Raw genomic sequence first — 26,093 nt, 5'->3', positions numbered from 1 at the left:
ATGATTATAAGGCATTCGACTTTACTTCTGGACTACCCTAGGATAGAGTCAATCGTTCAGAGTCGGGCAAAAGCTAGAAAGGCTGCCTCAAAAAGTATTCCTACTCACCTAACAAGTCTGATAATTTTAGTATTTACAAAAGATGCCTAAGGTTGTTTCTATTCACTCTTATCGAGGTGGGACAGGTAAGTCTAACTTTACTGCCAACTTAGCAACTACCGTTGCGTTACAAGGGTATCGGGTTGGAGTTGTAGATACCGATGTTCCGTCACCAGGGATTCATAATCTGTTTTGTTTAGAACCAGAACAGATGGATAAAACGCTGAATAATTACCTGTGGGGTGATAGTCCCATTGAAGATTCAGCTTATGATGTGGGGACCATGATTGGGGTCACTGAACCGGGCAAACTCTATCTAGTTCCCTCTAGTGTGAAACCGGATCATATTGCCCGCATTCTCAGGGATGGCTATGATGTCAAGCTGATGAATGATGGATTTCGCAGCTTAGTCAAAACCCTGAAATTAGACTACTTATTTATTGATACTCACCCTGGGTTATCTAAAGAAACATTTTTATCCATTGCCATCTCTCATATTTTGCTGTTAATTCTGCGTCCGGACAAGCAAGACTATCAAGGAACGGCGGTAACGGTGGATGTCGCACGGCAATTAAAAGTCCGTAAAATGCTGTTGGCAATTAATAAAGCTCATAGTAAGCTTAACCTCGATGTATTGAAACAGAAAGTTGAAGAAACTTACGGTGAAACCGTTGCCGGGGTTTTTCCCCTTTCAGAAGATTTGATTCAACTGGCGAGTGAAGGAGTGTTTTGCGTGAAATATCCCGAACACCCACTCAGCCAGGAGTTCCGCAAGGTGGCCCAGCAAATTATGGAAGGGTAAGGATTATGTCGAATATCGGAGATTTACAATCTTTTGCTAATTCTATCACTTCTGTTACTTCACCTTTTCGCAATTATTTGACGGACCTTTACGAAAAATATAAATTGCTGAATGAGGGGGCGATCGCTGACTACATTCCTGAATTGGCCCTGGCTGAACCTGAGTGGTTTGGCATTTGTGTCATCACAGCAGAGGGAGAGGTATTTGAAGTCGGGGATTGTGACAAATTATTTACGATTCAATCTATTTCTAAAGCTTTTGTATTTGGCTTGGCCCTAGAGGATCATGGGCGCGAGTATGTCAATAGCAAAGTCAGTGTAGAACCGACGGGGGAAGCCTTTAATTCTATTGTCCTGGATGAAGCAACTAATCGTCCCTATAACCCGATGGTGAATGCCGGGGCGATCGCAACTGCTGACCTGATTAAAGGCAAAAATGGCACAGAACGCCTGAAGCGATTGCTAGAAATGTTTAAACGTTATACGGGACGGGAGCATGATATTAATGTCCCAGTCTTTTTGTCAGAAAGAGCCACGGGCTACCGTAACCGAGCAATGGCATACTTAATGCTAAATTTTGGCATGGTCAATGAAAAAATTGACGAAACCCTGGACCTTTATTTTCAACAATGTTCGATTTTGGTTACTGCCAAAGATTTAGCTATGTTAGCAGCAACTTTGGCAAATGGAGGGGTGAATCCAATCACTCAGGAACGGGCGATCGATGAACATTATGTGCAGGATGTTATCAGCGTTATGCTCACCTGTGGAATGTATGATGCCTCGGGGGAATGGTGTTACCGAGTGGGAATGCCTGCTAAGAGTGGCGTAGGAGGAGGAATTACCGCAGTGGTTCCCAATTTATTGGGAATTGGCACTTTTTCACCCCCTTTAGATGCAAAAGGAAATAGCCTGCGAGGGATCAAAGTCTGCGAAGACCTCTCCCATGATTTTGGGTTGCATCTGTTTAATGTGGCAAAACCTGAACGGGATTTAAAACAATGGATTGCGGGTGGTGAAGGGATAAATGATTGGTAAAAAGGGTCCCTAAAACCTGTAGAAAAATAAAATTCCTCGGTTTAGAAGAAGGAAATGGACATGACTGATGAACAATTCGTAAGAAACTTTTCCGATTTGCGATCGGAAGCTCGGCAACCCGTGGTGATTGCAGATGATGAAGGGTTTGTTGTCTATATCAATCCTCAGTTTAGTGAAATTTATCACTGGGGTTCTGAACTGATTGGTCAAACTTTAGCAGATATTATTCCCTTGAATTTTCATGATTCCCATAACTTGGGCTTTTCTCGATTTAGCATGACCGAAATTTCCCATGTAGCGAACCACCCGATTAATGCGATGGTGATTGATAAACATGGGGATTCGGTTTTATCGGAGCATTACATTACAGCGGAAAAAATTGAGGGCCGGTGGTATTTTGCGGCTCAACTTCGTCCTTTAAATCCGAGTTATTCTAATCCCGAAGATTGAGTATGAGTAATCCATTAGAAAACTTAGAATTAGGTAGTCGAGATTTAGCCGTTGTCATTAAGGAGTTGCGGGCAACTCTGGGGAAGATGGAATTGGCACTGGGGTCGATTGATGAGGCGATCGTCTGGACGGGAGAGGATGGGCTGATTCAATGGTGTAACACCACGTTTGATTGCCTGGTGAATCGCAGTCATCTTTCAGTTCTGGGTTGCCCTCTCTCCACGCTAGTTCCGCTGACTCAAGGGGGAATTTCCTTATTAGAAACAGCATACCCCGTTGAGCAGGTCCTCTCTCAAAAGTTTGAAACGGGGGAATATGAATTTCACCAGGAGGGGAGTCTCTTAATATTAGAAATTGCGGGTTCTTTTGTGGAACTTAAAAATGGCGATCGCACGGCGGTTTTAACCATTCGAGATGTTACTGAACGCAAAGCAATGGAGGAAGCATTAATTTCGGCAAACCGAGAAATGTCTATCTATTTGCAAGAAGTTGATAAAGTAATTCGGGCTGCAATTTCTGTTGAAGATAATAGCTTTCAACCCGAATCTTTAGATCTAGTCGCCTCTCGCCCAGATGAGTTAGGAAGACTCGCCCGGGTTTTTACTCAAATGGTTTTGCAATTAAAAGCCCGTGAACAAGAACTTGCAGAAGCAAAAGAGCAACTAGAGGCGGTTTTAAATGCCGTCCCCGGTTCTATTTCCTGGGTTGATTCCGGTGGCTTATTTGTGGGTGTCAATCGTCATTTGGCTGAAAACTTCAACTTGTCTCAAGAAGCTTTTATTGGTCGCGAAGTGGGATTTTTACAAGAAAATGCTAAATTAGCCAGCTTCTTAGGTGAATTTATTTCTAGTAATGAAGCGGCGGCCTCTTGTATCCTTGATTTTAACATCAATGAAGAAAAGCGACATTATTTAATTGCCTCTCAAAAATATCAGCAAGGGAGTGCTACGGTATCGGTTGGCATTGATATCACCGATCGCAAACGAGCAGAAGAATCCCTGCGAATTGCTGAAGAGAACTATCGCAGCATCTTTGAAAATGCTTTAGAAGGGATTTTTCAATCGTCACCGGAAGGACGATTTATCACCGTAAATCCCGCCTTAGCCAAAATTTATGGCTATGATTCCCCAAACGAGATGATTGAAAGTATTACCAATATTGGTGAGCAACTCTATGTCGATGCTGAAAAACGACTTGAATTCAAAGAAGTGGCAAAGCAGCAAGGGGCAGCTAAGAATTTTCAATACCGTTCTTATTGTAAAGATGGCCGGATAATTTGGATTCAGATTGATGCACGGATTGTCAAAGATAGTAGTGGAAAAACGCTCTACTATGAAGGCATCGTTCAGGATATTACCGAACAAAAACGTCGGGAGGAGCAACTGAAACAACAATTGGCAGAATTAAAGATTGAAATCGACCATCAGAAGCGGGAAAAAGATGTGGCTATGCTAACGGAAAGCAGCTATTTTCAAGAGGTGAAGCAAGAGATGTCAGAAGTCAACCTTGATGAATTTTGGGGGTAAGTCTTATCTTACAAAAACTGAACTGTTGAATCTTTGTTTACGGCGAAGTTAGGCAGAAATTTCCCTCTGATGTTCACGGATTTTGAGGCAATGGCTTTACACCTATTTTGAGAGAGACAGACCCTCGTTCCAGTAAAATTAAGATTTTCTTGTCTAAAAAGAGAGCAAAATATTTAAAAGTTCGTTATTCTCTAACTTGCCTGAAATATGCCTAAAAGTTATAAGGATTATAATTATAAAGTATTAGACTTTCCGGATTCACTGTCTTACCCTAAGACTTAGGGGTTAGAAGTGGGCAATATCATGATAAATTAATCAGCAAGGGATTTGTTCTGAGCCAGTATTTTTCATAATTAGTTTATCCGTCCCCGTTGCCTAATATGGTTTAGATTTATTCAAGGAGAGGGGGTGCTAGAAAGTCCAACTTTACTGTAAAATTAGCAATTAAGGTTCACGATGAAAGAACTTTCCCCGGTTATAAATCCTCCGATTAATCGGATAATCCTGGCTCCCGATGGAAGTTATATTCTATCAAATCATTATATTACTATTCAAAAAATTGCAAAAAAATGGCATTTTATCGCCCAACTAAGCCCTCTTAATCTTAGTAACTCTAATACCCCAGATTGACTATGAGTAATCAATTAACCGGCTTAGAACTCGGTCAAAGAGATTTAGCCATTGTGATTAAAGAGTTGCGGGCAACTCTGGGCAAGATGGAACTGGCCCTGGGATCAATTGATGAGGCGATCGTCTGGACGGGAGAAGATGGAGTAATTCAATGGTGCAATACTACCTTCGATCGCCTGGTGAATCTGAGTCATCTTTCGGTTCTCGGTTGTCCTCTCTCCACCCTAATTCCGCTAACTCAAGGGGGGACTGTACTGTTAGAAACAGAGCATCCTGTTTATCAGGTCCTCTCCCAACATTATTCAACAGGGGAATATGAATTTCAACAGGAGGGGCATTTACTCATTCTGGAAATTTCTGGTTCTTTTGTGGAACTTAAAAATGGCGATCGCACGGCGGTTTTGACCATCCGAGATGTCACTAAACGCAAAGCAATGGAGGAAGCATTAATTTCGGCAAATCGAGAAATGTCGAGCTATTTGCAAGAAGTTGATAAAGTGATTCAAGCTGCTATTGCTGTTGAAAACAACACTTTCCAACCGAACTCCTTACATGAAGTAGCTAATCGCGAGGATGAGTTAGGACGACTCGCTAATATATTTACCCAAATGGTTCTACAATTAAAAGCCCGTGAACAAGAACTCGCCGAAGCAAAAGAGCAACTAGAGGCGGTGTTAAATGCGGTTCCCGGTTCAATTTCCTGGATTGATTCCGGTGGGGTATTCGTGGGGGTAAATCGTCATTTAGCCGAAAACTTTAACCTCTCGCAAGAAGCTTTTATTGGTCAAGAAGTTGGATTTTTAAAAGAAAATGCTAAGTTAGCTATTTTTTTGAGTGAATTCATTTCTAGTCCTGAAACATCAGCTTCTGCTATCATTGATTATCAGATCCATGAAGAAAAGCGACATTATCTCATTGCCGCCCAAAAATACCAACAAGGGACGGCTACCGTATCGGTGGGAATTGATGTCACCGATCGCCAACGGGCTGAGGCAGAACGAGAACGATTTACCCATGAGCTTTTTCAACTCAATCAAGCCTATGCACGGTTTGTTCCCAATCAATTTCTGCAATTTTTAGATAAATCCAGTATTGTCGAAGTGGAATTAGGGGACCAAGTTCAGTTAGAAATGTCGGTGCTCTTCTCCGATATTCGAGAGTTTACGACCCTCAGTGAAATGATGGACCCCTCGGATAATTTTAAGTTTATTAATGCTTATCTATCCCGGATGGAACCCGCCATTACTGAACATTCAGGCTTTATTGATAAATATATCGGTGATGCAATTATGGCCCTTTTTAGCGGAGAAGCCGATAATGCCGTAAAAGCGGGAATTTCTATGCTCCATCGCCTGGGTGAGTACAATCAAGAACGTAGTAAATCGGGATTTCCACCGATTAAAAATGGGATTGGGATTAATACAGGATTGTTAATGTTAGGAACCGTGGGCGGACAAAATCGCATGGATAGTACGGTGATTAGTAATGCGGTGAATGTCGCCTCCCGGGTGGAAGGATTAACTAAAAATTATGGAGTAGCCCTCTTAATTACGGAAGAGACTTATTCTCGGTTACAGCAGCGGGATAGTTATGCGATTCGGCGCATTGATCATGTCCAAGTTAAAGGCAAATCCGAAGCGGTGACAGTGTATGAAGTGTTTGATGCTGACTCCCCAGAAATGAGAGACAGAAAGCTGGCAACCCTAAACCGATTTACAGAAGCATTATCCCTTTACGATCGCCAGAGGTTTCGAGAGTCGGCGCAGTTGTTTGGGGAGTGTTTAGATCGGAATCCAGGCGATCGCGTGGCGCAGATTTATTGCGATCGCGCTCAACGTAACCTTTAGGATGAATCAAGCTGTATTGATTTCCTCAACTAGGCTGACGTTAGCCCTTTCGTTACATTTTGTTACAATTTCGTTACAATCGAGAGAGCAGATCCTGATTTCTGGTCCCGCAGAGTATGGTACGCGGCTTTCTTCACAATCCTCTCGATTATTGAGACTGAGTTATGTTTGATTCAAACTACAATCCACCATTTTTCTTAAAAAATGGGCTGGCGATGACCCTGCATACAGCCTTAGTCGCGAGTCGAGACTGGGAACAGACGATCGCTGATCCTGAAGCGCCTTATCAAGAAACCCTTTTTACTGGCGCAGGAGGAGTGCCGATTTATGGATGGATTGCCCGCAACCCACACTCTAAAGGAACTATTGTGGCTACTTACGGGGTTACGGGAGAACTTCCCCAACAATGGTTTTTGAAAATTCTGGGGCGGAAAGCTTTTGCCCGAGGGTATTCTGTGGTCCTTTTTGACTGGCGGGGTCATGGAAAAACTGCTGAATTATCTCCCACTGTGAGTTCCGATGGATTGTACGAGGGGGAAGATTTTGTACAGATTGCGGCAACAGCCAAATCAATGGGATGTCCAGGACCGTTTTGGTTTATGGGTTATTCTTTGGGAGGACAATTGGCGTTGTGGGGGATAAAAGCAGGGGAGTCGATCGCCGATTGGGGAAAAGATTTAGACTTACACCCCAAGGAAATAGGGGGTGGGGCAGTGATTTGTCCCAATCTGGATTCTAATCGGTCCATGTCCTATTTAGTGAAACAACCTTTGGGGCAATATCTGGAAAAGGCGATCACTAAAAACTTGAAAGAACTTGCCTGGAAATTGCATCAGCTTCATCCCAACCACTTCGACCCTTCGGCGATCGCCCGGGTTAATAGCATTTGGGGATTTGATCATGAGGTGGTGATTCCCCGTCTCGGGTTTGCCTCGGTAGAGGAGTATTATGCCGCTACCAATTCCCTGAAAATTTTGCCAGAGTTTACCAAACCTACCTTGATTTTGTATGCGGCAGATGACCCGATCTTTCACCCAGCGATCGTGCCGGAGTTAAAGGAAATTTGCGATCGCAACCCGGCGATCGAGCTTTTGCTGACTCGGTATGGGGGTCATGTAGGCTATGTCAGTAATTTAGCGACTCAGAAAAAAGCTGGAGATCGCGATCGCTGGTGGGGGTGGAATCGCGTCTTAGACTGGTGCGATCGCCAAAGGGAAGGATTTTCTGACCGGATTACTCATCAGCGATCGCCCCTCCACCTGAGTTTATCAGGGGTTAACAAGGGTTAGGGCCTCGGTCCCCGTTTCGATCTAAGGGACAAGAACCCCGGTTTCTGGCGCAGATTTGGTCCTAATGGGGATATTTCTCAAGAAACCGGGTTTTAACCGCTAGGGTACCGATGCTCTAGTTAGAGTTGCCGCAGATGCGATCGAGAGCACGTTTGCCGCCCCATCGTTCTACCAATTGATCATCGTACTCGTCGGAGACTTCCAGAACAGCATTCACCGAAGATTCCAGTTCTTTTTTATCGCAAGTGGAACCCACAATACTATGCTCGAACAGGATATCACCCTTCGAGTCAATGCCAAAAGCCCCGAAAATCATATTGCTATTCTGTTCCAGGAGAAAGCGCATCAGATCCGCAGTCAGTTCCGTCCCCGTCACCACATAAGCGCGGGTATTGATTACAGAATCCTCTTCTCCCCAAGGTAAAATCAGGACTTCCACCAGGGCGGAACCCATAAATAGCCCCAATCCAGGGATATCTTGGCGAGCACAGGGAAATTTGCCAAATAATTCTTGCATCCAGAGGGCGACTTTGTGATAACAGGCTTCTTGTGCTGAGGTTTGAAATTGCATTTGGATTCTCCTTCTTAATTTAGAGCCGCTGTTGAGTGCTTTTTACCATCTTCCCAGGTTGAGTGACTCAGTTTTTAGAATGAAGCCACCGTTAAGGGTAGGACAAGTGGAGTATCGCGTTAAAAAACATCGAATGCGATCGCAATCACAGGAGTAGAGTAAAGTATTTCACTTGCCTTGGAGGATAGCGATCGCACAGCAGAGGTTAAAATCCGCTGATAATACAACAAGTCAACCGGGAAATCACTGAATCTCCCTACTTTAATTCAAGTTTTAATCGAGGTTTTAATCATGAGTATATTTGCTCCCACTCATAAACTGATTGCCCCTGCTGGAGAAGAAACCCCTGTGATGCTTTTTTCTCAAAGTGAAAGCCACAAATACCGGGTAATGAGCGAAATTGAGTATCTTGAAGGTAGCGAAGCGATCTATGAGTGGCATCCCTGCCAAGGGGTGACATACCGTGGATTTGTACTCAATGGTTTAAAAATTCTGCCCTTAGAAGTTAGTCCAGGGTGGCACTATTCCCGAGTAAACTCGACGGCGAATTAGAGAGAAGGGGTTGGCAAGTAAGTGTAGAAGGGATGGGGCGATCGGTGATTCTCATAAAATAGCCCGCCTTTAAGCGGGCTTTGTTCCGTTAACAGCAGTTTGAAATCTGCCGCAACCGGATTCATAGCTTACCCATAAGACTCTTCCGGTTCCATTCCCGTTGGCTTCAAAACCGGCTGCTTAGAAATGGATAACATTTGTAAAAAAGTAAAGGTCAAATACATCGGATTCAATAACAAATAGCGCTTCCACAACCGTCCCGGTTCCTGAATCAATCGGTAGAACCATTCCAGTCCCCGTTTCTGCATCCAAGGCGGTGCCTGAGATACCGTACCCGCATGAAAATCAAAGGCAGCCCCCACTGCCATCAAGGGCATGGATAAATGATTGCGATACTCATAAACCCAGACTTCTTGACGAGGACAACCTAACCCCACAAAAGTAATGGTTGCACCGCTATTATTGATCCGATTAACTACTTCTTGCTTTTCTTCGGGAGTTAACCGGCGAAATTTAGAGGGTTCTGCACCAACGACTTTTAACCCGGGAAACTTAACCTCTAATTTCTTCAATAATAGGTCCAAGGTTTCCTGTTTGCTGCCGTAAAAATACACCGGCAATCCTTCTCTTGCAGCCGCTTCTAAGACTTTTAAAGTCAACGTTGGACCATAGACGCGATCGGGCAGTTTAATCCCATGAATCCAGTTAAGCGCCCAGCGCACTGGCTGTCCATCAGGAGTTACCAAGTCAAATGCGTTTAAGCGGCGACGATGAACGGGATCAGAAAAGCCCGTCATCACCCCATGAACCGCCAAAGCGGTCATGGCTAGAGGCGATCGCGCCTTGGCTGCATTAATAATCGCTTCCACACCATATTCATAATCAATGGCTGATATTTCCACTCCGAGTACGGAGTATTTCCCTCGATTAATCACCCCAATCACCTCTATTTAGAACTGGGTAAATTTTAATCCATAGCAATTAGCGCTGGGGCTAATTGCTGATTTTTTTAGTAGAACACCCTGGCAAGACTTGATAACTTTTCAAGAAGTTATGTCCAAGAAATTGGGCAACTCAACTCCCCCAGCGAGACTGATTAAAGTCATAGATTTCTTGAAAAATATCTCTGACACTAGGATAGCTTAATTTCCACTCGGGATAATGGGATTTGAACTTACTTAAATCACTGATATACCAGATATGATCCCCCATGCGGTTGGTCTCAGTGTAGCTGGTTTCCATCTTCTTGCCAGTAATCTCTTCGCACATTTGGATCCCTTCCATCACCGAAGTATTGCTCTCGCGACCCCCACCCAGGTTGTACACTTCAGCAATCCGAGGTTTTTTAAAAAAGGTATCCATCGCCAGAATCACATCAGTACAGTGGATGACGTCCCGGACTTGCTTGCCTTTATAACCGATCACGGTGTAAGGGGTTCCTGTCATGGCGCATCTCATCAAATAGGAAGGGAACCCATGTAATTGAGCACCGGAATGTTGGGGTCCACTGAGGACCCCGCCACGAAATACGGCACTTTTAATATTAAAATAGCGCCCATACTCTTGGACCAAGAGATCTCCGGCAGCTTTCGAGGCCCCAAACAGAGAATGCATACTTTGGTCAATGCTCATCTCTTCGGGGATCCCATTTTGGTAGGGGTGAGAGGGGTCTAATTCCCAACGGGTTTCCTGTTCAACCAGGGGTAATGTATTCGGGCGATCGCCATACACCTTATTGGTGGAACAATGGGCAAACACCGCCTCCGGACAAAACTCCCGGGTTGCCTCTAGCAAAACCAGGGTCCCATTGGCATTAATCGAGAAATCCGTAAACGGTTCCTTTGCTGCCCAATCATGAGAGGGTTGCGCCGCCGTATGGACAATTAGGACGATATCTGATTTGTACTTAGAAAAAATTGCATTAATGGCTTCGGGATTGCGGATATCAACTTCGTTATGTTCATACTGATCCCCGAGTTCTTTGCTGATTCGTTCACGGTTCCAACTCGTGGAAGCTTCCTGTCCAAAAAAGTATTGACGCATATCATTGTCAATCCCGACGACTTTGTACCCCGCTTTGCCATAGAATAGGGCGGCCTCGGAACCAATCAATCCACCGGATCCGGTTACGATAACTACAGACATTCTGTTCTCCTGCTGTGATGAGCTTTTGGGCGATCGGCCAGCAGCATTGCTGGCGTTTATTCCCCCCTAGATTATAAATACCATCGAGATCTCCAGCGCTTTTTATCCATTAATGCAACCCTTTAGCGCGGGAGTAAATCTCCCTGAGTAACTGATAATTGCGATCAGCTGTATATTTTTCTTCAAACTCAGCCCTTGCTTCCCGCCGCATCTGAGCCATTTGATCAGGATGATCTAAGGCAAACTCGACCTGCTCAATTAAGTCTTCGACATCCCCAGGACGAAAGAATCTCCCCGTGCGTCCCTGTTCCACCAACTCGGCGATCGCGCCAATATTCGCCGCAATCACAGGGGTTCCCTTCGCAAACGCTTCCACAGCAACCCGGCCAAAAGTTTCGTACCATTCCGATGGAAAAATAACAAATGAAGCGTTCCCCATCAGATCATAAACCTCGGGCAAGGGACGCCGACCCAACCATTCCACATTGGGCAGGTTTTGTGCTGCCTGTTCAACGAAGGGACCTAGTGGTCCATCTCCAACAATTTTGAGGGGAATCCGTTTTCCCAAACGTGACCAGGCCGTTAGCATCGTTTCTAATCCTTTTTCTGGGGAAAGTCTCCCAACAAAAAAAGCATACCCGCCTTTTCCCTCACCCACCCCCGGATCCGTAGAGACAAAATTGGGTTTTACCACAATTTTGTCAGCCGGTAAACCCGCTTCAATAAATTTATTCCGAGCAAAATCGGTTAAAGTCACGTAAACATCCACCATATTAGTCCAAGTCCGCAAAGCCCGATGGACCGTTTGCATGGCTACCACAGCTGCAGAACCCGCACGATTGTCCCGATAACAAGCGTGAACAACTCCCGGCCAAGGAATCACTTTTCCCATACAGTCTTCGCAAACTTGTCCTTGCCGGAAAAAGAAAGAATTCGCGCACAGCAAACGGTAATTCCGTAAACTTTGAACCACCGGAATCCCTTCCGCTTTAGCGGCATAGTAGACCGAAGGAGAGATTAAGGGGAAAAAATTTTGAACATGAATCAGATCGTAGGGATTTTGTTTGATCCGTTCTCTGACAATTTTATAGCTTTCCACAGACCAGACGGTTCGCAGGGCAACGCGCAATTTTCCCAGTTCTGCTACGCGATCATTATGATCTTCGTAAACATCTACTGTATGGTTGTTTTCCCGTAAGAGACGTTCTTCGGATTCTCGTGACTCATCTTCACCACCCCGAATTTGGTAGCGATTGTGTATGCTGAGGATATGCATCCTGTCAATCCCCTGTCCAGTTTACAAATGGGCAACACTTTGGTGCTTCCAACCATTCTACTGTTTAAGTAAGCGGTTATATTTTTCTAAAGCATCGGCAGCAATGGTTTTCCACTGTAAGTTTTCCTCCACATACCGCCGACCAGCAAGGCCCATTTCTTTCCAGTGCGATCGGCAAGCTAATAGTTCAACTAATCCATCTTTCACACTAGCTACGTTGGGTTGAACAACAACACCACAGCCACTTGCTTTAACGAAGGGGGATATGCCCGCAATTTCCGACACTAAAAGCACTCGTCCTGCTTGCATTGCTTCTAAGGCAGATAATCCAAATCCCTCAAACCGGGAAGGAAGACAAAAAATATCACACCCTGCAATAATAGAAGTAGGAGAAACATTAAAATCAGGCTCTTTACACCAAAAACTCCTAGAAACTCCTAGGCTTTCAGCTTTTTTTAAGAGCATTTTTTTATCTCCAAAATCAGGTCCTTGAAGGTTTAAATCGATTTCATTTGTATTAAGAACTTGGGCAAAACTATCCAGTAAAATATCTAAACCTTTATTGTAAGAATCAATTCGTCCTAAAAATAAAAGTTTTGCTGGACCCTGATCGGGCCATTTTAAACTTGATTCCGGGATAATATCATTAGAATCAAATCCATTGGGAATAGCAACACAGGGGGTTTCAATTTTTAGACTTTGTAATAAATCTCCATGACGAATATCTAAAAGCTGTATCAAGCTGGCTTCCTGCAAGAGTTTTCGTTCAAAGAAATACCAATACAGCCATTTAATCTGGGAGTTTTTCTTAAAAATATAAGGATGATAAGGATCGTGAGGTGCTACTATATAAGGATTACCCTTTTCTTTCAACAATCGAGATAAAGAATAAAGAGAAGGATGAAATATTCCATGTAAAACTACAATATCATAGGAATTTTGCAGCAAATGTTTTTTTAAATTGTCAGACAGAGAAAATTTGAATACATTAGGATAATTCTTGGCAAAGCATTTAACTTCATATCCTCCTTCAGTCAGGAAGGAACTATCCTGCTCCCCTTCACATAAAACACTTACATTAGCACCACAATCAACCAAACCAGCTGCCAGACCATCCACAGCTTTTTTGAGGCCCCGATTCAGGGGTTTACCTTTAGGCGGAAATACTTTTAGATAAAAGGCAATATTCATAATGGTAAATCAGACAAAAACTCTCATTTTCTGTTGACAGCTACAAACTCAAGATTTATTTTTTATTGAATCCTCCTAGAGGATAACTTTAAACCCTCAGACTTCTCATAATCCAACCTTTTTGATCAATCCTTGATATATTTTTTCCCGATTTAAGGAATACAAATAAAGAAATATTATCCAGGTTATAGTCTTATTATTTGAGCGGGAATTACGACAGCGTTTATAACCCCTGCTAAAATTGGTATTTTACCCTTGGCTAGAGGGACAATTTTAGAGGAGAACATCTACATAACTATAGCATTACCTCCCCAAAGTGTCCATCTTCTTATTATAACCCTAATGTTCACTCATTTTCAAGCGGGTTGTCAAAATTGCCTAAAGGTTAAGATAGGGTGACAGTCTTCACCCCCTTATTTCGACCAACAACAGAATATAAACTATTTAGTGACTGTTGAGTTTTATAACTGCTCAAAAAATGCGTGAACGATTAGATTAATATTCAAGGGCAGTCCTACCAAGAGACTGAATTAACAGTTTTTTCATAAAGTTGGGCCAAAAATAAACCTTTGACATCCCATTGATAGACCTCGTTCACCCTCCGATAGCCTTGATTTCCCATCTCCACCCGTAATTTTGGATCATTCGCCAAAAGCGTGAATGCATTTGCAAGGTTGTCGATAACTTCATCAAAACTGTCGGGAGAAATTTTCACCCCTGTCTCTTCAGTTACTTGAATCCCTGGTCCTCCAAGATCAAGACAAATAACCGGGCGTTGCGTTGCCATTGCCTCTAAGCAAACCCATCCTCCCGAGTCGTGTAAACTAGGGTGAACCAGAACGTGGCTTTCTGCAAGTCGGCGCAAAGTTTCTTCCCGTGGCAACTTTCCCCAAAACTTCACTTGATCGGCGATACCCAGTTGGGAAGCTAATGTTTGAAGCCGTAACTTTTCGGGACCGTCACCTACCAACCAGTATTGAGAACCTTCGATTTTAGCTTTTGCAAAAGCTTGAAGGCCCAAGTCAAACCCTTTCCAGTGTAAAAGTCGTCCAATGCTGATAAAGCATACTGGGGAAGAAGAGGGAGCTGGTAGATTATGTAGCTTCTCTATTTCATCAGAACTCATCCCACACTCTCCAACCACTTGCACATTTTTAGCCCCCAGTTTCCGCAACCGTGCTGCTGTTTGTTCCGTGGTCGCTAAGGCAATGACACTGCGTTGAGCACTCAGATGTACGAAAGGGTCTATCTCTCCTATCCCACGAGCCAAGTCCCGTAATGTTTCGTAAACTTTACCACGAGGGTTCAAGTGTCCGAGCAAAGATTTGGGTGCAGATTCTCCGCCACCAACAGGTCCCCAGATAAAGGGAATCGGAAGTAGGGCGATAAAGCTAGGAGTCCAATAACGCACATAAGTCACGTGGTGAATTAAGTCAAATTGGACTTCTTGGTGAAGCTTGCGGGCTAAAAAATAGGCCGCAATCTGCCATAAATAGTAATGAAATTGAACCCCTCGTTGGTTTTTATTCCACCAAGTTGCCCAATCCGGAAAATCATAGTAAATAAAGTGCAATCCCTTTACAGGATTTTGAGCTAGTTCTGCTTCAATACTAGGGCGATTGTCTTCTCGGGTAATCGCCCAAATTTCGTGATATTTGACCAATTGCTGAATAACGTTCCAACCCACTCCCGGTTCAGAGCCAACATGGGGTCTACAAGCATAGCTAGAAACAAGCACTCTCATAGGTAAACCATCCTCCTGGACATATTCATAGTTTACCCTATAGTACACAGGAAATTACTATTGGACCAACCCTAAATATGTATTTGAGAATCCCGTAGAGTCAGTGTCTGTTCGGCCTGGGGTTGAATGTGGAGTTTTAAATTTCATAAAGGCCCATTGCCTAAGATTTTGTCGTCGCGCATCTACTGCAAGGTGTCTATCCCAGTTGCGTAATAGATCAAGACTTCGATACTGAGATGGATCACGCTTCTGACGGGTAATCCGAGTACATTTCATAGGTTAGACTAAAACGTTCGACCAAATCTGAATCTTGAGTATTTTAATGAAAGGAATGAAGCGTTTTCTTAGATTTCCTCCATATTTCACCTACAAAATTATATGAAACCTATAGATTGTTACCCAAGATTTTACTGCCATTGACTAAGCTTTGATTTTTTCCTATTTCCCCATTGGACGCAATGGCGAGGTACAGTTTCCTAAGCTTCAATATAAATAAGCCGCTCAAAGGAAATAATGCTAGATTGAAATAAACCCCATTGCTTTCATTTTAATGAGCTTAAGATTGCTATTTAATTCTTACTCCTACTACATTATATAGGTCAGTCAATCATCCCCCTATGCTTTATGATTTAACCATTCATTATTGCCCGGAGAGTATTTCTTCATAGAAGTCGAGTTAGAGATATTTTTTGAAAACTGAGCAAGGGTCGAACTGTGATTGGTCAAATTCTGGCGATCGCTCAGACCCTCTCTAAATTTATTAACAATCGGTCAGAATTAATTAAAATTCATACTAACTCCCCATCAGCAGTTTACTTGACTTCAACTTGATCCATATTTTTAAGAAAAAATTCTTTCTGTAACCACTGAAGTACCCATAGTTTAAATTTAAGGGCAAACAGGAAAGCCCCCAAAATATATCCATATTTTTGTATATGATAAAAAAACCGGCTCCGTAAATAGTATGGAGATTTTTTACTCAAGAATAATGCCTTAAAAGTTTGGGTAATACTCTGGCTAGGATGAATATAGTGCTGAATATTATGAGTCACTCGAACTTTACCAACCAGAATAACCTTAGCGCTTCCGACAATACAAGCTTTAAATCCTGAACGAGTGGCTTTTAAAGTATAAGTATCATCTCCGGAATATTGAGGAAATTTATCTGCTTCAGGTGGCCCAATTTTTGCAAATACCGATTGAGGAATTACAACACAAAACCCAGACATTCCTTGAACAAATATAATTTCTTCGGGACTTACGATCAATGATTTTCTTCCGATAAATCCATTGCTAATGGGAGAATTAGAATCGGCGCTATAGCAAGCTGCACCGGTAATTGTATCGGGATTTTCTTGGGTAACCTTTAGAAGTAAAGGTAAAGTACCGGGTTCCGGTAAACAATCGTCATTGAGCCAAATAAAGTATTCTGCTCCTTTGCTGTTAGCATATTCCATCCCGGCGGCGATCGCACCAGTCCACCATAAGTCCCCATTTCCTGGTAACAGGGTTACATCTGGGTAGGAAGCAGCGATCTCCTTTGCCGTTCCATCGGTGGAACCATCATCCACCACAAGAATATGATAACGCTGGTAATCTCCCGTTTTTGTTAGGTGTTCTAGACAATTAAGGGTTAGGGCCTTACGGTTGTGTACTGGGATAATTACATAAACTGATTCTTTATTAATCATAGCAAATCTTTTTAAAAACTCCCCTCTAACTTAACTGTTGTTTAAGGCTCTGCTCTCACACCTTGACTACAGAAGAGTCAATGAGCGATTAAGAATCACACTGAAAGTCTAAACCTGTAGCCCCAAAAACGGAATGTTGATCTTGATTAGTCAAAATTTTCCATTCCTGAAAACTTTTTCGAGACAAGCGGGGTCTGTTTTCATCAACTTGAAAGACTCGCTTATTTTCAGGATTATACCACAAATTTCCGTCGGACAATAAAGTTCTTGAAAAATCCTCCAAATTTTGCTGCAAATAAATGAGCATTTGGTCTTTGTTGTTAGCAATAATTCGATTGTTTCTGACAATCCAATATTCAGATTTTAAAAAATATGTCTCTTCAGTTTCCCAATTAAAAACCTCGCGAAGCCCAGTAGGTTTAACCACTTGGATTTTGATTTGGGAGCGATCATTTCCACAAATTTTATTGTTTTCTAAAACAACATGGCTAGAAGTCGTTCCCAAGATGCCTGGATGATGAAAAGCAGATTTAGGATTCGCCCGATTGTTACAGATCGTCGTATTCGTTACGTGGATGTGACGACTTGCTTCAATATATAGACCTGCATGAAAATTATTGCAAATGTATGATTCATCTATCCTCACCCCAGCGTTATCAAAATCAAGCCAAAGTCCTGCTGCTCGATTACCCACTGCTCTATATCTACGGAAGGTTGCGTTCCGTAAGAACAAAAATTTTTGACCGGGAGCCCATTTATAAAACCCTCCCCAATCTCCTCGCCAATTATTGTACGAACTTTCAACCTCTTCATAAAGCACATTGGTTAATCTATTTCCCGTGATTCCAGCAATACCATTATTGTTTGCTTTAATATTTTTGACAATGACATTTTCACATTGAGCGATTTGCAGGCCAACTGTATTATTCCAAGAAAATTCATCATTTTCAATCAAGATGTTTTTTGCCTTGCGAATCGTAACACTCGGAATTTTAAAAAATTCCGAGCTTGCATGATGAAACTGAAATCCCCTTACCACTAAATTATTAACTCCTCTTGAAAAAAAAATAGTTTCACGAGTAGCCACTTCAATTTTAAGATTTTCTATATTTTTCTCTAGTTTTGATTCGGGATAGATATAAATTTTTTTATTTTCTTCTGATACATAAAAATCACCTTCGCTTACCTCTGATAATGAAGTTCTTTGCCTCAATAAATTATTATTGACAAATATCATTTCTCTACGAAGGACTATCGGTTCCAACTCAATAGTGGCAGGCCAAGGATTATCGGAAATTCCCCAATTATAAGGCCAATCATGCATATAAAGATTTGCATTAGGCAACGGCGTCCAATTTTGCCACAAATCTGAACCGGACAAAAGTACTGAACCAGATTCCTTAGCTTCAAAAACTATCAGCGCTTTTTGACTGGGTTTATCAACCGTTAAAGATATGCTTTCTCGATAAACCCCGGGGAAAACAATTATTTTTGTACTTTTTTCATTTTTGTAATTTTGTAGGGCTATATTGGCCGCTTTATGAATATTTTTTAGCGGCAATTTTTCAGTACCGGGGTTATCATCCGATGCATTAGTTCGATTGATATCAACATAAATAACTTGCGAAATTCTATTTTCATTAAATATATTTTCCGGCAGGGGTGTCCAACCTATATAATCATTTTGACCCCAGGATTCAGCAATAGTGTGTTGTGCGGGGTTGCGAGCTATCACTCCAAGCAAGACCACGATAATAATCAAACTAAAAAGCGCAACTTTATAAAAAATCTTATGTCTTTTTCTCCTTCTCATCTGCTTTTTTCGTCCTGTTGTACATTTACTGTTGATTTATAGTAAAGGTTTACCCTGACATATCTTAATCCGTTAATCTTTGGTTTCCTCCGGCTTTTATTTACTCCAGGGAATCAATCGACGCATTAATTTATTTTTGTACATCTTAAAATCTTCTATTTGTAACATCAACTCTGCTCTTAACCCTTGATAGCCCCAAGCATCCTGGATAAACTTCCGTCTAAAAAAATTCATCGGTTCTGAGTAAACAGTTGAGCGAGAAATAAAAGGCTTTTGACCCGACCAGTGAATGACTGTCGCATCATTTTCGATACAAATTGGTCCTGTTTTATCCATCGGAAACCGTTGGTTTAGTTCAGAAATAGAAAAATTAGAAATAATGACTTGCATCGACTCTTGTTTGAGTCTGATTTCTCCGCGATCAGCCGCCCGAAAAATCATTAAATTTAATAAACCTTGATCCATCCCATAAAACATTTTGGGATTAGCTAACCTTAACTCCAATAGCTTTTGATATTCTGTTAAATCAAAAATATTTCGCTTTGCAAAAAATACACCTGTACAAAAGTACGGACGTTGCTGCCACTGAAAATCAGGAAAATACTTTTCTATTTGAATTCCGTTGAAAAACCACTTGTTAATTGCCTCATTCGTAAATTCATAAGCCGGATGGTCAATAATCATGTCATAGTCTGTAAAATTTGCAAACTTTAGTAAGTCGCCCCATACAACAATATCCGCATCTAAATAAAGGAAATATTCCCAGGGGCTTTCCCAAAATGCCAGCATCTTGGTGGAAGATCGCCATTCTTTGTCCCTTAAACATTCATGAGCAGATTCAGGCCGGTAGAGTGCATGAACTCCATAGGCATTTTCTAATTCTTTTATCGAAAAATTACCATCTACAATTAAGGCAATTGGAACATCACCCAAAAAATATCTAATACTTGCACAGCAACCTTTAGCAAAGCTATAGTCTTTATCATAACAAGCAACGATAACCCCAAAATCTTTCATGACGCAGTTCTCTAATTTGGATTCAAGTGTTGGATGTCAACCCTCTCTACTTTACACTGTTTCAAGAGGCTATTTTACATTGATTTTTGTAAAATATCTTCATATATCTTGATGTAAGCCGCAGCTTGAATCGGAAGTGTAAATTCCTCCTCTACTTTCTGTCTTGCGCGATGGGAGAGCGTTTGCCAGCGTTCCTCATCCTCTAATACCCAGAGAATTCCCTGCGCTAAATCATCACTGCTAAAACAGTTTGCTCGATAACCGTTTCTTTGATGTTCGATAATATCTGTTAATCCTGTTGAATCAAACGACACCACAGGAGTCCCACAAGCTAATGATTCAATTGCAACTTTTCCAAAGGCTTCCTGAACGGAAGGCACTAAAGTTACATCGGCTGCTGCATAAATTTGAGCCAGTTTTGTTTCTTCATTGACTGTACCGAGATAAGTGGCTTTCATTCCAATATCCGGAGCATTTTCAGGCTGAGATGAGCCAAAAACAACTAACTCAGTATTTCCTGCTAAACTACTTTTCGCCAGCTCTTGCAAAGCGGGGGTGATATATTGGAAACCTTTTCGGGGATCTCCCGTTGCATTTAAGGCCCCAAAAAGTACAAGGTTATGGGTTAAATCTAAACCAAGTAATTCCCTAACTTGATTTTTAGGGAGGGGTTTAAATTTTGATGCATCTACTGCATTATGAACAATTTCTATTCTGGAATCTTTAAAGAGACTGCTCTTTCTGGCACAATCAGCTAGCCAATTGCTAATGACAATCAAAGTTAAATTGATACCCTGCCAAGATTTGGCTTTTCTTTCCCAAAGCTGCTTGGATATATCATTGTCATTTTGGGACCCCAAAATAGGACAGGCCCCACAAGACCTTTGATATTTATTACAATTTCTGTCATAATGACAGCCTCCTGTAAAAGCCCACATATCTCGGAGGGTCCAAACTAAAGGTTTATTCCATGTGGCTATTTGTTCGGGCTTGACAAAGCCTCCACAAACCCAATGTAAATTAATCACATCTGGATTAATCCGGTCAATTTCTTGTTTAATATTTTGAGAAATCCATGCTGGAGAAAAAGATGGATGTGAAACTTTATTACGATAAAACTTCAAGGGAAATTTATCTAACTTATATAATAGACGGCTCCATTTATAAGCCAAATTACTTTGAGGCTTTAAGCCATTTGGGTTAGCTACTGTTTGACCGGATACAAGCACATTAGATTCGACTCCAGCTTCTTTTAGAGCTTGATGAAGCCAAGCTACTCCTTTTCCAGAACCCGTTCCTCCATAGGAGGTATTTAAGTGTAAGACCTTCATTGTTTTCCGAGAGACGTTATGGGTTTAATATTAAACTGTTGAAAGGGTTAATTATCCTTTACCTTTCTCTAACTTTACTCACCTTAAATTGTAATTTAGCTCTTTCCCAGGCCCTGGTATATTTTACATACCACCTGACGGCTATAATTTTTATTTTTTTATCAAATTCGTTAACTTCTCCGCTAAATAATATAGACACAGAAAATTTAAAGGGAGGAATTAAATCTCTACCTAATAATTTAAGGAATTTATTAGAGGGATAAAGGGGACTGTTTTGACTTAAATCATACTGGCCTCCAATCACTCGTACAATTTTTTTGTAAAGCTCTTTAAATGAAGAACGGGCTGGGTGATCCACACAAACATCTGGTGCATAAATTAACTGATAACCAGCCGCAAATACTCGGCGACCCCAGTTATAATCCCCTCCCGATTTTACTTCCGTATCGAAAAGTCCAACTTTTTCAAAAATTGACCGAAACGTAAAAAGATTTGCAGACACAGCAAATTTATCTCCTTCTATATAATTTTTCTGGGGAAAAGCCATAACACTGTCGTAAAGCTCAACAGCCGTTGGATTTGTTGTGTCTTTAAAGAAAATATTGATTTTCCCTCCCACCAGACCACAATTATTAACACCCAACAAATTGTCCACTCCTTTTTCAATCCAATCAGCATGGGGGATGCAATCGGAATCGGTAAAAGCAAAAATATCCCCTTGCGCAAGAGAAATTCCCTTATTCCGAGCAGCATAAGAACCGGGAGCCTTTTCTTCAGTGACTACCACTTGACTAAATTGAAGAACTACACTTTTAATCTCTTCATCCGAGCCGTTATCAACAACAATAACTTCATATGATTTTTTCGAGTAAGTTTGGTTTTCTAGAGATTGTAAGCAAGCCACCAAACGTTTTGAATCATTAAAAACGGGAATAATGACGGACACAAAAGGAGTATCAAGGTTGCCCATGAGTTTATCTTAATCCTCTGTATATATATTGAGTCTAACACATTTTATAAGGGTTTAGACTATTTCTCTATTCAATCCATTACCTAAAGTTTTGGGCTTCTAGGAGTCTGGCTGCTCGGATTAGGGTAAAGAAGAAAGCACTAAGATATAAGGAGTGCTAGTAGGTTAATTTAGCTTAAGATTTTCTTCTTCCTTTAATCCTTTATTTGGGTCCCCTCCATAAACATGGATTTCACTGCTACATAGTCTCAGAGAGCAAAAGTCTTAATTCTCTGAGTTGGACTGAGAAGCCACCCCAAATTTGGGATTAAGAAGATGGGCCCCCCAGTTTAACTAATAAAGGTTGAGCTAGGAGGGGTGCTCCTTCCCGATTAAAGTAGCTGACTTAGAGTTTCGTCAACTGGAGATACTCGCTCAAGAATATGTTGCCTTTGATCATCATTGAAAAGTTGGTAGAACTTTTTGCCATTGGCATTGTGAATTGGGTCGCTGACGGATGCTTTCCATGACTCATCAGCGCGAACAACTCCCTTGGCCATTTTACCATATTGAGTGAGCATATTTTCATCAAATGATATATCCAAGAATTCGCATAAATCTATGAGAACCGACTTGGGCCTTTCCACCAGTTTTTCGTACCTGACTCCGGTATGATTGGGGTAGGGCAAATATCCCTGAGTAATTTGAGCATCTTCAATCCAGCGCTCAATACATTGATCAATATTTCTTGATCCCCCCCATTGTGAATGCTTTTGGGTTACTTCATACAAAGAGGCCACATTATCTGCACCCTGGCGGATGATATGAATGAACTTTACTTCTTTTACAAATTTTTGAATTTCCTCAATATGGTGCAAGTGGCCCGGGGTTTTTTCCACCCAGAGCGTTTTACCTTCCGCTTGGGTAAGACGATCCAAAATTTTTGTAAAGGCTGAGGTGTATTGGCTCATAAAAATAGCCCATTGTGGCAAGCACTGGTCTATCATTTTTTGTTGGCCTATGTTACCTAGAAACTCTTTAAGGCGATATCTGGCTCGGCGACGTGAAGCCAATCCTATTCCTAAAGCTCGAATCCAAGGTTGTGCAGGAGAAAGGCTTTGAAAAAAGTGTGATTCTGGGAACGATGCAATTTGGGGGTGGGCCGCGAGTAGGCTTTGTAGTAAAGTGGTCCCAGATCTAGGGCAGCCAACTAGAAAGATCCGTTTTTTAATGAGCTGTTCCATATATTTGTTGCTGACTTCTACAGATTTTTGAGGTTACAATGAACTTTTTTGTTTTTTGGATGAAATAGATAACTTTATCAAGTTTATAACCTGGTCAAATAATTTTGAATCAAGTTTCCAAATTGCCAGGACATAGGTTATAGCACTCACTAAAATACAAATCGCTAAGACAGCCTTGACCTCTAGGACATCATCCAGAAAATATCTAGCTCCATGAATCACTCCCACCATGACTAAAGTTGATAAGAAGGGAGTAGAGCATCTTTGAAGATATGTTTTCAGTTCGACCCTGATCAATTTTTGGGTCATGAGCCAAAAAATCGGTAAAGGAATTAAATAACCTCGAATGACATAGGCTGCAGCTACAGCGATTATTCCCCACCGCACGACTAGAATAAATGCCACCACATTCAATATAGCATTGAGAATATTGACTTTGAGGATCCAATCGGGTTTCCCCATTGCTTTAATAACGTTAATACTAATTCCATCTAGTGAATGAACTATTCCGATCAAGGAGAGAATTTGCATCACCGGAATACTGGGCAACCACTGTTCTCCAAATAAGCCATTAATTAGCTCTGGGGCTAAGACGGAAGCTCCAATAAAAACAGGAAAGGCAACTAAAGAAGTGAGTTGAGAAGCGGTATAAAATCCCCGTTGCATTCTTTCGTTATCATCCTGCACTCGAGACAACGTAGGGAGTACCACTTGAGAAAGGTTACGAATTAGATTAGTCATGGTGAGCAGTAGGCGATAGGCAATAGTATAATAGCCTAAAGCCTCAGTTCCTAGAAAGTAACCGATTAAAAAATCATCAGAATGCCGGTTGAAAAAATTGAGAATATTGAACCCTAGGATATTAGCGCTATAACTAAATAATTCTTGAAAGTGACGTTTAGAAACTTTAAAACCGGGTTGCCAATCCCCCGCCCACCAAAGAAGAAGGACCCCGACAGTTCCATTTACTAATTGTTGACCGACCAGGCTCCAGACTCCGAAGTTCAAGAAAGCCATGACCACTCCAGTAATGCCGCCACATATCATGGCCACAATGGATCTCATCGCTAAAGCGCGGAAGGCAAGTTTACGACGAAATAGACCTTGCTGAACACTATTTAATGCAGACAGTAAGAAGCCCAAGGATAACCAACAGATAAGCGGTGAAATTTCTGGACTCTTAAAGGCGATTGCAATAGGTTCAGCAGCAATTAGGGTAACCAATATCAGCACTCCGCTCATGCAGATACTTACCCAAAATGCCGTGTCCAAATGCTCTTTTTCTAAGTTTTGACGTTGCACGATCGCTTCCGCAAATCCTTGATCTACGAAAACTTGTACGAAAGATAAGTAAACCCCCGCTAAAGAAACTAAACCAAAATCTGTTGGATTTAGGAGACGGGCAAGAAGAAAGAAAATTCCTAATGAAATGATCTGACTGCCAACCGTTTGAAATGCTGACCAAATTATCCCTTTAACAGCCTGTTGTCGTAGGTTCATCGTATAATTTTTTCAGTGATACCCAACAATTTTGTATGACATTAGACTTATCGGCTCATTTTCCACAATATACTCAATTTAACCCCCTGGTTCCGGTTTGGTGTGTGACCCCAGACACAGGAGGAGTTATTCACCGCTTTTTCGATACTTCCCCCTTCAGTCCATCAGGTCGTTACCTAGCGTTAACTCGTTTTCCCTTTGAGGATCGTCTACCTAAACCGGCAGACATCGCACAGGTCCTTCTCGTTGATCTAGAAACAGGAGTTCAAAGCGTGGTCGCTGAAACTCGTGGATGGGACACCCAGCTCGGGGCTCAAGTGCAATGGGGTGTAGATGATACCCAGTTATTCTTTAATGATGTAGATCCTCAGACTTGGCAAGCATTTGGGATTCGTATAGATCCATTTTCAGGCACCCAGAAAAAACTTCAGGGATCTATCTATGCCCTATCCCCGGATGGTAAGTGGGGGGCGAGTCCTTGTCTGTTAAGGATTGGAAAGACCCAGAAGGGGTATGGTGTAATTATTCCCTCAGACTCTATTCCTTCTAACAAGGGAGCTTCCTCTGAAGATGGAGTATTTGTAACTAACACTTCCACCGGAGAATGCAAGCTACTGGTGTCTATAAAAGAGATTGTAGATCTCTGTGGGCAATTTTTTCCGGCTGCTGAATATAAAAATGGAGATTTTTATGGGTTTCATGTCAAATGGAACCCCCAAGGCGATCGCCTGATGTTCATCCTGCGATGGATCGCCCGCAAGCAGAGTTTGGTGCGCTGGCTTAAGAACAGACCGCCTCAAAGAAGGCTGAACTTAATTACCATGAAGGCTGATGCCTCAGATATCCATGTTGCGATTCCAGATTCTGAATGGTCTAAAGGGGGCCACCACCCTAATTGGTGTCCAGACGGAGAAACGATCATGATGAATTTGAATATTCATGGTGAGGGGTTGAGGTTCGTGAAAGCCAAATATGATGGAACTGATTATGGCACGATCATTGATCAGATACCAGGTTCTGGGCATCCTACCCTGCATCCCAACCGACGATATATCCTCACCGATGCTTATCCCTATGAGTCTGTAGCCTTTGGTGATGGGACCACCCCGCTCCGTTTAATCGATTTACAAACTGGGGAAGAAAAAACTTTAGTACGAATTCATGTAGACCCACTCTTTTCTGGTCCTAAAAGAGAACTCCGAGTGGATCCTCATCCGGCGTGGGATTCGGATTTTCGGCGAATTGCTTTCAATGCTTGTCCTGATGGCAGTCGAAAAGTTTACATTGCTGACTTATTCCACCTACTCTAAAATACTGGAGTTTAGACTAAGCCAGTGACACGAAAGCAATAAAGAGGGGAGCCCGACTTGCATCTAGGCTCCCCTTGGC

21 protein-coding genes are annotated in these 26,093 nt (G+C 41.9%); 8 read left to right on the top strand and 13 right to left on the bottom strand.

The window, feature by feature from the left end; translation table 11 throughout:
* The first annotated feature begins 142 nt into the window (after positions 1–142).
* The 6 genes from NG796_RS20895 (at position 143) to NG796_RS20870 (ending at position 7,680) form a co-directional block, all read left to right on the top strand.
* Positions 143–901: a MinD/ParA family protein gene (locus NG796_RS20895; RefSeq protein ID WP_261209030.1), complete on the top strand. Its 759-nt coding sequence runs from the start codon at positions 143–145 to the stop codon at positions 899–901.
* Between the two features lie 5 nt (positions 902–906).
* On the top strand, positions 907–1,938 hold the full coding sequence (gene glsA / locus NG796_RS20890; protein WP_261209028.1) for a glutaminase A: 1,032 nt from the start codon (positions 907–909) through the stop codon (positions 1,936–1,938).
* Positions 1,939–1,998: 60 nt separating this feature from the next.
* Positions 1,999–2,388, top strand: a complete 390-nt coding sequence (locus NG796_RS20885; RefSeq protein WP_261209026.1) for a PAS domain-containing protein — start codon at positions 1,999–2,001, stop codon at positions 2,386–2,388.
* A gap of 2 nt (positions 2,389–2,390) precedes the next feature.
* Positions 2,391–3,914, top strand: coding sequence for a PAS domain S-box protein (locus NG796_RS20880; protein WP_261209024.1), 1,524 nt, complete (start codon positions 2,391–2,393; stop codon positions 3,912–3,914).
* Between the two features lie 632 nt (positions 3,915–4,546).
* Complete coding sequence (locus tag NG796_RS20875) at positions 4,547–6,391, top strand: adenylate/guanylate cyclase domain-containing protein (protein ID WP_261209022.1); 1,845 nt, start codon at positions 4,547–4,549, stop codon at positions 6,389–6,391.
* Between the two features lie 164 nt (positions 6,392–6,555).
* Positions 6,556–7,680, top strand: coding sequence for a YheT family hydrolase (locus tag NG796_RS20870; protein WP_261209021.1), 1,125 nt, complete (start codon positions 6,556–6,558; stop codon positions 7,678–7,680).
* 115 nt (positions 7,681–7,795) lie between these two features.
* On the opposite strand, the gene NG796_RS20865 is transcribed toward NG796_RS20870, so the two are convergent.
* Complete coding sequence (locus NG796_RS20865) at positions 7,796–8,251, bottom strand: YbjN domain-containing protein (protein ID WP_261209019.1); 456 nt, start codon at positions 8,249–8,251, stop codon at positions 7,796–7,798.
* A gap of 291 nt (positions 8,252–8,542) precedes the next feature.
* Here NG796_RS20865 and NG796_RS20860 point away from each other — a divergent pair, with 291 nt between their 5' ends.
* Positions 8,543–8,803, top strand: coding sequence for a hypothetical protein (locus NG796_RS20860; protein ID WP_261209018.1), 261 nt, complete (start codon positions 8,543–8,545; stop codon positions 8,801–8,803).
* Positions 8,804–8,931: 128 nt separating this feature from the next.
* On the opposite strand, the gene NG796_RS20855 is transcribed toward NG796_RS20860, so the two are convergent.
* From NG796_RS20855 to NG796_RS20800, 12 genes are all read right to left on the bottom strand, one after another.
* Positions 8,932–9,738 (bottom strand): WecB/TagA/CpsF family glycosyltransferase, encoded by an 807-nt coding sequence (locus NG796_RS20855; protein WP_261209017.1) that lies wholly within the window; start codon positions 9,736–9,738, stop codon positions 8,932–8,934.
* A gap of 139 nt (positions 9,739–9,877) precedes the next feature.
* The gene (locus NG796_RS20850; RefSeq protein WP_261209016.1) at positions 9,878–10,948 is read right to left on the bottom strand and encodes an NAD-dependent epimerase/dehydratase family protein; all 1,071 of its coding nucleotides are present in this window, start codon (positions 10,946–10,948) and stop codon (positions 9,878–9,880) included.
* A 109-nt stretch (positions 10,949–11,057) separates the two neighbouring features.
* The gene (locus NG796_RS20845; protein WP_261209015.1) at positions 11,058–12,224 is read right to left on the bottom strand and encodes a glycosyltransferase family 4 protein; all 1,167 of its coding nucleotides are present in this window, start codon (positions 12,222–12,224) and stop codon (positions 11,058–11,060) included.
* A gap of 57 nt (positions 12,225–12,281) precedes the next feature.
* A complete protein-coding gene (locus tag NG796_RS20840) occupies positions 12,282–13,415 on the bottom strand; it encodes a glycosyltransferase (RefSeq protein ID WP_261209014.1) in 1,134 nt (377 codons plus the stop codon).
* A gap of 514 nt (positions 13,416–13,929) precedes the next feature.
* On the bottom strand, positions 13,930–15,159 hold the full coding sequence (locus NG796_RS20835) for a glycosyltransferase family 4 protein (RefSeq protein ID WP_261209013.1): 1,230 nt from the start codon (positions 15,157–15,159) through the stop codon (positions 13,930–13,932).
* An 812-nt stretch (positions 15,160–15,971) separates the two neighbouring features.
* Positions 15,972–16,850 carry a glycosyltransferase family 2 protein gene (locus tag NG796_RS20830; RefSeq protein WP_261209012.1) on the bottom strand — a complete coding sequence of 293 codons (879 nt, stop codon included), beginning with the start codon at positions 16,848–16,850 and terminating at the stop codon, positions 15,972–15,974.
* Between the two features lie 88 nt (positions 16,851–16,938).
* The gene (locus NG796_RS20825) at positions 16,939–18,663 is read right to left on the bottom strand and encodes a right-handed parallel beta-helix repeat-containing protein (RefSeq protein WP_261209011.1); all 1,725 of its coding nucleotides are present in this window, start codon (positions 18,661–18,663) and stop codon (positions 16,939–16,941) included.
* A gap of 96 nt (positions 18,664–18,759) precedes the next feature.
* Positions 18,760–19,680, bottom strand: coding sequence for a glycosyltransferase (locus NG796_RS20820; RefSeq protein ID WP_261209010.1), 921 nt, complete (start codon positions 19,678–19,680; stop codon positions 18,760–18,762).
* Positions 19,681–19,754: 74 nt separating this feature from the next.
* On the bottom strand, positions 19,755–21,011 hold the full coding sequence (locus NG796_RS20815; protein WP_261209009.1) for a glycosyltransferase: 1,257 nt from the start codon (positions 21,009–21,011) through the stop codon (positions 19,755–19,757).
* Positions 21,012–21,069: 58 nt separating this feature from the next.
* Entirely contained in the window at positions 21,070–21,981 is a 912-nt protein-coding gene (locus NG796_RS20810) for a glycosyltransferase (RefSeq protein WP_261209007.1), read from the bottom strand.
* A gap of 371 nt (positions 21,982–22,352) precedes the next feature.
* On the bottom strand, positions 22,353–23,204 hold the full coding sequence (locus tag NG796_RS20805; RefSeq protein WP_261209005.1) for a sulfotransferase family protein: 852 nt from the start codon (positions 23,202–23,204) through the stop codon (positions 22,353–22,355).
* A 33-nt stretch (positions 23,205–23,237) separates the two neighbouring features.
* A complete protein-coding gene (locus NG796_RS20800; protein ID WP_261208995.1) occupies positions 23,238–24,704 on the bottom strand; it encodes an MOP flippase family protein in 1,467 nt (488 codons plus the stop codon).
* A gap of 35 nt (positions 24,705–24,739) precedes the next feature.
* Between NG796_RS20800 and NG796_RS20795 the strand changes: the two genes are divergently transcribed.
* The gene (locus NG796_RS20795; RefSeq protein WP_261208992.1) at positions 24,740–26,014 is read left to right on the top strand and encodes a hypothetical protein; all 1,275 of its coding nucleotides are present in this window, start codon (positions 24,740–24,742) and stop codon (positions 26,012–26,014) included.
* The last annotated feature ends 79 nt before the right edge of the window (positions 26,015–26,093 follow it).

Source organism: Laspinema sp. D2d (genome assembly GCF_025370755.1).
In the GTDB taxonomy this organism is placed as follows: Bacteria; Cyanobacteriota; Cyanobacteriia; order Cyanobacteriales; family Laspinemataceae; genus Laspinema.
Note: the sequence above shows the minus strand (reverse complement) of the source record. Positions and strands in the feature narration are given on the sequence as shown.

Excerpts from the sequence above, each read along its gene's own strand:
- NG796_RS20895 (WP_261209030.1), top strand. The coding sequence starts at position 143 with ATGCCTAAGGTTGTTTCTATTCACTCTTATCGAGGTGGGACAGGTAAG.
- glsA (WP_261209028.1), top strand. The coding sequence starts at position 907 with ATGTCGAATATCGGAGATTTACAATCTTTTGCTAATTCTATCACTTCT.
- NG796_RS20885 (WP_261209026.1), top strand. The coding sequence starts at position 1,999 with ATGACTGATGAACAATTCGTAAGAAACTTTTCCGATTTGCGATCGGAA.
- NG796_RS20880 (WP_261209024.1), top strand. The coding sequence starts at position 2,391 with ATGAGTAATCCATTAGAAAACTTAGAATTAGGTAGTCGAGATTTAGCC.
- NG796_RS20875 (WP_261209022.1), top strand. The coding sequence starts at position 4,547 with ATGAGTAATCAATTAACCGGCTTAGAACTCGGTCAAAGAGATTTAGCC.
- NG796_RS20870 (WP_261209021.1), top strand. The coding sequence starts at position 6,556 with ATGTTTGATTCAAACTACAATCCACCATTTTTCTTAAAAAATGGGCTG.
- NG796_RS20865 (WP_261209019.1), bottom strand. The coding sequence starts at position 8,251 with ATGCAATTTCAAACCTCAGCACAAGAAGCCTGTTATCACAAAGTCGCC.
- NG796_RS20860 (WP_261209018.1), top strand. The coding sequence starts at position 8,543 with ATGAGTATATTTGCTCCCACTCATAAACTGATTGCCCCTGCTGGAGAA.
- NG796_RS20850 (WP_261209016.1), bottom strand. The coding sequence starts at position 10,948 with ATGTCTGTAGTTATCGTAACCGGATCCGGTGGATTGATTGGTTCCGAG.
- NG796_RS20845 (WP_261209015.1), bottom strand. The coding sequence starts at position 12,224 with ATGCATATCCTCAGCATACACAATCGCTACCAAATTCGGGGTGGTGAA.
- NG796_RS20840 (WP_261209014.1), bottom strand. The coding sequence starts at position 13,415 with ATGAATATTGCCTTTTATCTAAAAGTATTTCCGCCTAAAGGTAAACCC.
- NG796_RS20835 (WP_261209013.1), bottom strand. The coding sequence starts at position 15,159 with ATGAGAGTGCTTGTTTCTAGCTATGCTTGTAGACCCCATGTTGGCTCT.
- NG796_RS20830 (WP_261209012.1), bottom strand. The coding sequence starts at position 16,850 with ATGATTAATAAAGAATCAGTTTATGTAATTATCCCAGTACACAACCGT.
- NG796_RS20825 (WP_261209011.1), bottom strand. The coding sequence starts at position 18,663 with ATGAGAAGGAGAAAAAGACATAAGATTTTTTATAAAGTTGCGCTTTTT.
- NG796_RS20820 (WP_261209010.1), bottom strand. The coding sequence starts at position 19,680 with ATGAAAGATTTTGGGGTTATCGTTGCTTGTTATGATAAAGACTATAGC.
- NG796_RS20815 (WP_261209009.1), bottom strand. The coding sequence starts at position 21,011 with ATGAAGGTCTTACACTTAAATACCTCCTATGGAGGAACGGGTTCTGGA.
- NG796_RS20810 (WP_261209007.1), bottom strand. The coding sequence starts at position 21,981 with ATGGGCAACCTTGATACTCCTTTTGTGTCCGTCATTATTCCCGTTTTT.
- NG796_RS20805 (WP_261209005.1), bottom strand. The coding sequence starts at position 23,204 with ATGGAACAGCTCATTAAAAAACGGATCTTTCTAGTTGGCTGCCCTAGA.
- NG796_RS20800 (WP_261208995.1), bottom strand. The coding sequence starts at position 24,704 with ATGAACCTACGACAACAGGCTGTTAAAGGGATAATTTGGTCAGCATTT.
- NG796_RS20795 (WP_261208992.1), top strand. The coding sequence starts at position 24,740 with ATGACATTAGACTTATCGGCTCATTTTCCACAATATACTCAATTTAAC.